The organism is Microbispora sp. ATCC PTA-5024, assembly GCF_000511135.2.
GTDB classification, from domain to species: domain Bacteria; phylum Actinomycetota; class Actinomycetes; order Streptosporangiales; family Streptosporangiaceae; genus Microbispora; species Microbispora corallina.
In genome coordinates this window covers 404,714-413,186 of sequence record NZ_KI866527.1, presented here as the reverse complement: position 1 = coordinate 413,186, position 8,473 = coordinate 404,714, and the positions used below count along the sequence as shown (strand labels likewise).

Annotated in this window: 5 protein-coding genes; 1 reads left to right on the top strand and 4 read right to left on the bottom strand. The window is 75.3% G+C overall.

What is annotated here, in order from left to right; genetic code table 11:
- A partial coding sequence (locus MPTA5024_RS44470; protein ID WP_084370277.1) for a BTAD domain-containing putative transcriptional regulator occupies positions 1-2,857 on the bottom strand: 2,857 nt, incomplete at its 3' end.
- A gap of 97 nt (positions 2,858-2,954) precedes the next feature.
- Here MPTA5024_RS44470 and MPTA5024_RS36320 point away from each other — a divergent pair.
- Positions 2,955-3,731 (top strand): alpha/beta fold hydrolase, encoded by a 777-nt coding sequence (locus MPTA5024_RS36320; RefSeq protein ID WP_036332605.1) that lies wholly within the window; start codon positions 2,955-2,957, stop codon positions 3,729-3,731.
- Positions 3,732-3,749: 18 nt separating this feature from the next.
- Here MPTA5024_RS36320 and MPTA5024_RS36315 read toward each other — a convergent pair whose 3' ends face one another.
- The 3 genes from MPTA5024_RS36315 to MPTA5024_RS36305 all read right to left on the bottom strand — a co-directional run.
- Entirely contained in the window at positions 3,750-4,622 is an 873-nt protein-coding gene (locus tag MPTA5024_RS36315) for a sensor histidine kinase (RefSeq protein WP_051459103.1), read from the bottom strand.
- Positions 4,623-4,698: 76 nt separating this feature from the next.
- A complete protein-coding gene (locus tag MPTA5024_RS36310) occupies positions 4,699-5,010 on the bottom strand; it encodes an STAS domain-containing protein (protein WP_036332603.1) in 312 nt (103 codons plus the stop codon).
- Positions 5,007-8,473 (bottom strand): SpoIIE family protein phosphatase (locus MPTA5024_RS36305; protein WP_036332601.1); only part of this gene is annotated, 3,467 nt, incomplete at its 5' end. The genes MPTA5024_RS36310 and MPTA5024_RS36305, both read right to left, overlap by 4 nt.

The following is an 8,473-nucleotide window of genomic DNA, read 5'->3' as shown; positions in this document are numbered from 1 at the left end:
AGTGGGCGGCGGCCGACGCGATGCCCTCGAGGGCGCCGATCGCGTCCCGCGGCGCGCCCATCGCCCGCGCCGCGTCGAACGCCTCGGCATGCCGGGCCAGGCCGGTCGCCGGATCGCCGCCCTGTTCGGCCGCGTACCCCAGCTCGACCAGCGTCATCGGCAGGAACAGCGCCGGCTGCGCGTCGCGCCGGGCCCGCTCCACCAGCCGTTCGAGGTGGGCGACGGCGACGTCGAGCCTGCCCGCGCGCCGGGCGGCGAAGCCGAGGCCGAGCTCGGCGAACACCATCGCGGCCGGCCAGTCCTGCTCGGCCGCCAGGCGGTACGCCCGCCCCGCCAGCTCCCGGGCCCGCCCGTAGTCGCGGGTCTGCACGGCGAGCCAGGCCAGCCAGGACAGCGCGGTGCCCACCTCGGGCCACAGCGACAGCTCCTCGGCCCGGCTCAGCGCCTCGCGGAGCAGGGCCGCGGCCCGGTCGTGGTCGCCCGTGAGCTCGGCCAGGCCGGCCATCCACTGGCCGGCCTGCACCCCGCCCCAGCGGTCGCCCAGCTCCGCGAAGATCTCCGCGCTGCGGGCGCCGTCGCGCTCCAGGGCGGCGAGGTCGCCGCCCGCGTGGGCGAGCTTGGCCCGGCTGGCCAGCACGGCGGCCTCGGTCCACCGGTCGGCCGCCTTCCCCGCGGCGTCCTCGGCGGACGACAGCAGCTCCTCCGCCAGTGTCAGCTCGCCGCGCTCGATGAGCGCCGCGGCCACGAACCACGTGCCGCGGCCGTCGTCGTACGCGGAGACGCCCGCCGTGTCCGCCTCGTCGCCCTGGAGCAGGGCGAAGCCTGCCCGCCACGCCTCGGCCCCGGCCCGGTGGGACGCGTCGCCGTCGAGCGCCAGTGCGCGCCGGGCCTCGGTGAACCGGCCGCGCAGGAACCAATACCAGGTCAGCGCGTTGGCCAGGCGCAGCCCGCCGCCGTGCGCGAGCGCCGCCCGCAGGTTGCCGTCCTCGGCGTCGAGCCTCGACAGCCACTCGGCCTGAGCGGGCCCGCGCAACTCGGGGTCCGCGCGCTCGGCCAGCTCCGTGTAGTACGCCGCGTGCCGGGCGCGGGCCTCGGCGACGCCGCCCGGACGGACCGTCTCGAGCCGGTCGAGGCAGAACGCCGCCACCGACTCCAGCAGCCGGTGACGCGGCCCGGCCGCCGTGTCGTCGAGGACCACCAGCGACCGGTCGACCAGCCGGGCCAGCACGTCGAGGCCGGCGCCGCAGACGGCCTCGGCGGCGTCGGGGGCGCAGCCGCCGCCGAAGACGGCGAGCCGCGCCAGGACCTCGCGGTCGGCGTCGTCGAGCAGGTCCCAGCTCCAGCCGATCGCCGCGGCCAGGGTCCGCTGCCGCTCCGGCAGGTCGCGCTGTGTGGTGGCGAGCAGCGTGAAGCGGTCGTCGAGGCGCTCGGCCACGCCGGCCACGCCGAGCGCGCGGACCCTGGTCGCGGCCAGCTCCAGTGCCAGCGGCAGGCCGTCCAGGCGGCGGCAGATCCGCGCCACGGCCGGGGCGGTCCGCTCGTCCAGCCGGAAGCCGCGCTGCCGGGCGGCGGCGCGCGCGGCGAACAGCCGGGCCGCGGCCGAGCGGCGGACCGCGTCCAGATCGCGCTCCTCGTCCGGCAGGGCCAGCGGCGGCACCTCCCACACCAGCTCGCCGGTGAGGCCGAGCGGTTCCCGGCTGGTCGCCAGCACGGTCACGCCGGGAGCGTCCCGCAGCAGCCGGGCCACCAGGCCAGCCGCCGGTTCGACGACGTGCTCGCAGTTGTCCAGCACGAGCAGCAGCCGCCGCCGGCCGACGGCGGCGAGCAGCCGCTCGGCGGCCGGGACACCGGCGCCGGCCACCTCGCGGACGTCCAGAGCGGTGAGGACCCGTTCGGCCACGCCGGGATCGCCGGGCGGCAGCGCGGCGAGCTCCACGACGTGGACGCCGTCCGGGTACGCCTGCTCGCGGGCCGCCTCGGTGGCCAGCCGGGTCTTGCCGACGCCCCCCGGCCCGGTGAGCGTGACCAGCCGGTGCTCCGGGATCAGCGCCCGCAGCTCGGTGAGCGCCTCGGCCCGCCCGACCAGCTCGTCGAGCCGGGCCGGGAGGCTGTTGCGGATCAGGGCCGTGCGGGGCGGCCCGGTCAGCCCGGCGTCCTGGGCCAGGATCCGCCCGTGCAGGGCGACCAGGTCGGGGCCGGGATCGACGCCCATCTCCTCGGCGAGGCGTTCGCGCAGGCCGGCGTAGCTCTCGAGGGCCTCGGTCTGACGGCCGGCCGCATACAGGGCGCGCAGATGCAGGGCCCGCAGGCTCTCCCGGAGCGGATGGCGGGTGACGAGGTCGGCCAGGTCGGCCGCGGCCAGGTCGTGCTCCCCGCGGGCCAGGCGGAGCTCCGCGAGGCGTTCGAGCACGACGAGGCGCTGCTCGGCCAGCCGTACGGCCTCGGCACGAACGTACTCCTCGTCGGCGAAGTCCGCGTACGGCTCGCCGCGCCACAGCGCGAGCGCCTCGGTGAGGCGGTCCGCGTCCCCCGCCGCGGTCAGCTCGGCGAACCGGTCCGCGTCGGCGGTCGCCCGCAGGAGGTAGCCGGGCGGGCGCGACTCCACCAGGTCGCGGGCGCCGGGCTCGGCGTCGTTCAGCGCCTTGCGGAGCTGCGAGACCCGCACCTGCAGGGCGCCGGCGGGGTTCGCGGGAGGGGCGTCGCCCCACAGGTCCTCGATCAGCCGGTCGGCCGAGACCACCTGGTTGCGGTTGGCGAGCAGGTCGGCGAGGAGCGCGCGGACCTTGACGCCGGGAACGGTGACCGGCTCGCCGGCGTCGGTCGTGACGTCGACCGGACCCAGTACGCCGAACCGCATGCGGATCACCCTACAAGCCGTAAGCCCGCCGGAAGCCGGTCGTAAGCGAGCGGGCGCACCGTGGGTGCGTCGCCCAGTTCGAGAGGGGATCGCCACCATGAGCCACGCACCGGTGAACGGCCTGGAGATGTACTACGAGGAGCACGGCGCCGGCGCCGGCCGGCCGGTCGTCCTGATCCACGGCGCGCTGTCCGGGATCGGCACCTCGTTCGGCGCGATCCTGCCGCACCTGGCGAGGACCCGCCGCGTGCTCGCCGTGGAACTGCAGGCGCACGGCCGCACCGGGGACGTCGAGCGCGACCTCACGGTGGAGGACCTCGCGGCGGACGTGGTAGCGCTGCTCGACCACCTCGGGGTCGGGCGGGCGGACGTGTTCGGCTGGAGCATGGGGGCGGCGGTCGGGCTGCGGCTCGGCACGCACCACGCCGAGCGGGTCGGCCGGCTCGTGCTGGCGTCGGTGAGCTTCGACGAGAGCGGCCTGTACCCGGGCCTGCTCGACGGCATCCAGGACCTGCGGCCGGAGCACCTGCACGGTTCGGAGTTCCACGAGGAGTACCTGCGCACCGCGCCGTTCCCTGACCGGTTCGCGACCCTCGTGGCCAAAGTGAAGCGGCTCGACGGCGACCTGCCGCGGTGGCCGGCCGACCGCATCCGCGCGCTCGCCGCCCCCGTGATGATCGTCCTGGGCGACGCGGACATCGTCCGCCCGGAGCACGCCCTGGAGATGTTCCGGCTGCTCGGCGGCGGGGTGCCCGGCGACCTGACCCCGCTGCCGCGGTGCCGGCTGGCGATCCTGCCGGGCACCACGCACACCTCGATCCCGCAGCGGGCCGAGTGGCTGGCCCCGATGATCGACGAGTTCCTGGACGCCTGACCGCGACTCCGCCGATCTCTACGGCTGGGCCGCGGGCAGAGTGAGGACGAACCGGGCGCCGCCGATGGGGGAGTCCTCCACGTGGAGGGTGCCGCCGTGCACCTCGGTGATCGCCTGAATGAGGCTCAGGTCGAGGCTCGTGCCGCCCTCGTCCCGGCGGCGGACGTCGTCGACCCGGGTGAACCGCTCGATCAGGCGCCGCCGATCGGCGTTCGGGACGCCGTCGCCGTCGTCGTCCACGATCACGAAGACCGTCCCGTCGGCGTGGCGGACCTCGACCTCCACCGTGCGGCGGGCGTGGCGGTGGGCGTTGTCGAGCAGGTTGCGCAGCGCCTGGCGGATCTGCTCCCGCACCGCCCAGACGACGACGGGGTCGGAGGGACGCATGCGGGCGTGCAGCGAGGTCACCAGCACCTCGTTGCGCACCACGGCGGCCAGGTCGAACCGCTCCCGGGTCTGGTGGCTGGCGGCCTGCAACCGGCTCATCACGAGGATGCTGTCGATTACGCGGTCCATCCGGTCGGCGCTCACCAGAGCGTTCTCGATCATGCGGGTGGTGTCGGCCTGCCGGGGGTGCAGCCGGGCCTCCTCCAGCTCGGTACGCAGCGCGGTCAGGGGTGAGCGGAGCTCATGGCACAGGTCCTCGGCGTACCAGCGGATCCGCTCACACAGGTTGATCATGGCGTTGGCCGCCGCCAGGTGCTCGGCGATCTCGTCGGCCGTCGTCGTCGCCGGCTGGGCGGCGGGCGGCGGATGGGCCTCGACCGGCGCCGGCGTGATCGCGGAGGCCGGTCGCCGGACGCGCCACCGTCCGTAGGCGTAGCCGAGGACGGCCGCGGTGACGGCCCCGCCCAGCACCGGCACCAGCGGCAGAGGTTGGCTCGTCTTCATGGCCCGTCCCCCTTTCCTCCGAGAGTAGACAGGCCACGAGGAGACCCGAACGGGGCCCGGGGGGGTGCCGGAGCCGCTATCCGGCCATCGAGGCGCCGGGCTCCCGGTAGTGGACGGTGGCCAGCTCGGCGAGGCCGGAGATGGTCAGGAGGGACTCCAGCAAAGGGTTGGCGATGAGCGTGATGTGGTCGGCGTGGGCGAACAGGACGTTCAGGCCGGCGCTGTCGAGGTACTCCACGCCGGTCAGGTCGAGGACGAGCGGGCCCGCCGTGCCGCCGATGGCGTCGGCGAGGGCGGCGGTGTTGCTCATGTCGATCTCGCCGGCCACGGTCAGGAGCCGGGCGCCGTCCGGGCCCTGGCCGGGGGTGACGGTGAGGGGAGTGCTCATCGGGCGATCCTCGTGTGCATGTCGACGGTGGTGCCGTACGGACTGGGGGTGATGGTGACCTGCTGCATCAGGGCGCGCATGAGCGCGACGCCGCGGCCGCGGTGGGGGTTCGCCTCGGGCTGCGGCGACTTCCAGCGTCCGGTGTCGGCGACGGTGAGGCGCAGGACGTCGACGAAGGCCTCGGCCCGCAGGCGGACGGTCTCACCGGGGGAGTGGCGGTGACCGTGCTCGATGGCGTTGGCGCACGCCTCACCGGCCGCCACCAGGATGTTCTGGATCATCTGGGCCGGCAGGTCGCACTGCGCGAGCCAGGTCCGCAGGGCCTTCCGTACGGGCGCCAGCTGGGACGACTCGGCGGGGAAGGTCATCTCCAGCGGGGCGGGGTGCCGGTAGAGCAGCAGAGCGACGTCGTCGTCGAAGCCGTCGGCGGGCGCCAGGCGCGTCATCACCTGCGCGGCGAGATCGTTGACGGCGACCTCCCGGCCGTCCTGGACCACTTGGCTGGCCAGGCCGATGCCCACGTCGAGGGGCCGGCGGCGGCGTTCGACCAGGCCGTCGGTGTACAGCATGAGCGTGCCGCGGGCGGGGATGGTCGTCTCGCCTTCGGGCCGCGGCCTGGTCCTGCGGACCGCCAGGGGGACGGAACGCCCGTCCTCGAGCAGGTGGGTGGTGCCGTCGGGGTGGGTGAGGATGCCCGGCGGGTGACCGGCGCTGGAGTAGGTGAGGTGTCCGGTGTCCGGGTCGAGGACCCCGCAGAAGACGGTGGTGCAGACGGCGCCGGGGACGCCGGCCGCGAACTGGTCCAGGGCCATGAGGGTGCGCGCCGGGCTTTCGTCCTGCAGCAGCAGCGCCCGGCACGCGCTGCGCAGCTGGCCCATCACGGCGGCGGCCTGCACACCGCGCCCGACGCAGTCGCCGACCACGATGCCGATGCGGCCGCCGGGCAGGGCGACGGTGTCGTACCAGTCGCCGCCGACCTCCAGGGGGCGCGTGGCGGGCTCGTAGCGGACGGCGAACCCGTCGGGCAGCCGGGAGGGGCCGAGGATGGCGCGTTGCAGCGCGATCGCGGTCTCGCGCTGCTGGTCGATCTGGTGGGCGCGGGCCAGTCCCTGGGCGAGGTGCGAGGCCAGCAGTGACAGCAGGAGCTGGTCCTCGCCGGTGAAGGGCCGGTGGTCGCCGAGGTCCACGAACAGGGCCAGCGGCCCGTCGGGGTGCTCCAGCAGGACCCCGACGCCGGTGGGGCCGGCGACGGGAGTCAGCAGCGGCCGCTGACGCAGCTCGGTGAGCGACTCGCGGCGCTCGGCGGGCAGCCGCCGCCAGTCCAGCGCCGGGTCGGTGGCGGTCAGGGTGGGTTCGGCGCCGTGGCCGAAGACGGCGGCGACCACGGACCGGGCCCGCCACAGGTCACGCAGTTCCCGCAGCGCGCCGGCCAGCGCCTCGGGCAGGCTGGCCGCCCGCGACAGGCAGGTGCTGAGGGAGGCGAGGGCGCTTTCGCGCTGGATGGCGTAGTGCTCGGCGGTGACGTCGCGGAAGGTGCCGACGACGACGCGCCGCCCCGTGTCGGGGTCCTGCGCCCGGTTGACGGTGGCGCTGACCCACAGACGATGCCCGTCGCGGTGGGTGAGGGGGATCGTGCAGCTGCCCTGGCCGTCGCCGAGAAGGCCGGCGAAGGCGTCCGCGGCCTGCCGGTGGGCCTCGGGATCGGTGCCGGCGTCGGGCCACCAGGGATGGACCGGCAGGTACGGCAGGTTCTCCGGCCCGTAGCCGAGCATGTCGGTGAACCCGCTGTTGATGTCGACGACGGCGCCGTTCTCGTCGCAGACGAAGAACGCCTCCTGCAGGGAGTCCACCAGTGCGGTGCGCCAGCGGGCCTGGTGGTGTCGCAGGCGCGCCATCTCCATGTTGGCCCGCACCCGCGCGAGCAGTTCGGCGGCGGCGAAGGGCTTGACCAGGTAGTCGTCGGCGCCCGCCTGCAGGCCCTCGATGGACGCCTCCTGGCCCGCCCGGGCCGACAGCAGGAGCACCGGGACGGCGGCGGTGCGCGGCTCGGCCCGCAACGCCCCCACCAGGGACAGGCCGTCCAGGCGGGGCATCATCACGTCGCTGACGACCAGGTCGGGGACGTCGGCGCGGATGGCGTCCAGGGCCTGTCGCCCGTCGCTCGCCGTGTCGACCTGGTAGCCGGCGCCCTTGAGGAGGCGGACGAGGTACTCGCGCATGTCGGCGTTGTCGTCGGCCACCAGGACGCGCGCCGGGGCGGCGAGGGCGCCGTGGGACGGCATCTCCACGGCGTCCTCGGCGGGATCGGCGGCGGTGTCCGCGGGCAGCCAGCGCAGGGCCTCCTGGACGTAGGGGGCGGCGGTGGCGGACGCGGCGCCGGTGCCGGCGGCCGTCGTGATCGCCTCGGCGGGCAGGTGCGCGGAGCCGAACGGCAGCCGGATCGTGAAGCGGGTGCCTTCGCCCTCGGCGCTGTCGGCGGCGATGGCGCCGCCGTGCAGCGCGACCAGCTCCTGGACGAGGGCCAGGCCGATGCCGCTGCCCTCGTTGGAGCGCGAACGGGCGTTCTCGATGCGGTGGAACCGCTCGAACAGCCGCGGCACCTCCTCCGCCGGGATGCCCACGCCCGTGTCGGTGACCGTCACCGTCGCGTGGGCGCCCTCCCTGCGCACCGCCACGCCGATCGACCCCTCGAAGGTGAACTTCAGCGCGTTGCTGAGCAGGTTGAGGACCACCTTCTCCCACATGCCGCGGTCGATGTACACGCGCTCGTCGAGCGGGGGACAGTCGACGTGGAACTCCAGGCCCGCCTTGTCGATGGCGGAACGGAAGAGGCTGGCCAGCTCGGCGGTGACCGCGGCCAGGTCGACCGGCTCGTAGCGGGCCTGCATCCGGCCCGCCTCCAGCCGGGAGAAGTCGAGCAGCGTGTTAACCAGCTTGCCCAGCCGCAACCCGTTGCGGCGGATGGCCTCCAGCTCCTCGCGCACCTCGGCGTCGGCGTCCTGCAGACGGCCGCGCAGCTCCTCGACCGGACCCATGATCAGCGTCAGCGGGGTGCGGAACTCGTGGCTGATGTTGGAGAAGAAGACGGTCTTCGCGCGGTCGAGCTCGGCCAGCTCCTCGGCGCGCCGCTGCTGTGCCTGGTAGCTGCGGGCGCTGGCGATCCCCGCCGCGACGTGCCCGGCCGCCAGCTCGACGAACCCGCGGTAGCCGTCGTCCAGCGGCCGGTACCGGTTGAGCGCGGCCACCAGGAACCCGTACGGGGCGCTCGCCTGCTGCAGCAGCGGCACCACGAGCGCCTGCGCGGGCGGGTCCGGCCACTCGCCGGACGGCAGGTCCGCGAACGGGGCGCCCTCCAGCGGCACGAGCACGGACTCGCCGCGGGCCAGCGCCGCCGCCGGCCACACCCCGCCGGGGTCGCCGGGCGCGAGCGAGGCGGGGGCGGCCGGGTGTCCGGCGGAGATCC

Bases quoted from the DNA above. Each gene is read 5' to 3' on its own strand.
- MPTA5024_RS36310 (WP_036332603.1), bottom strand. From the start codon at position 5,010: ATGAGCACTCCCCTCACCGTCACCCCCGGCCAGGGCCCGGACGGCGCC.
- MPTA5024_RS36320 (WP_036332605.1), top strand. From the start codon at position 2,955: ATGAGCCACGCACCGGTGAACGGCCTGGAGATGTACTACGAGGAGCAC.
- MPTA5024_RS36315 (WP_051459103.1), bottom strand. From the start codon at position 4,622: ATGAAGACGAGCCAACCTCTGCCGCTGGTGCCGGTGCTGGGCGGGGCC.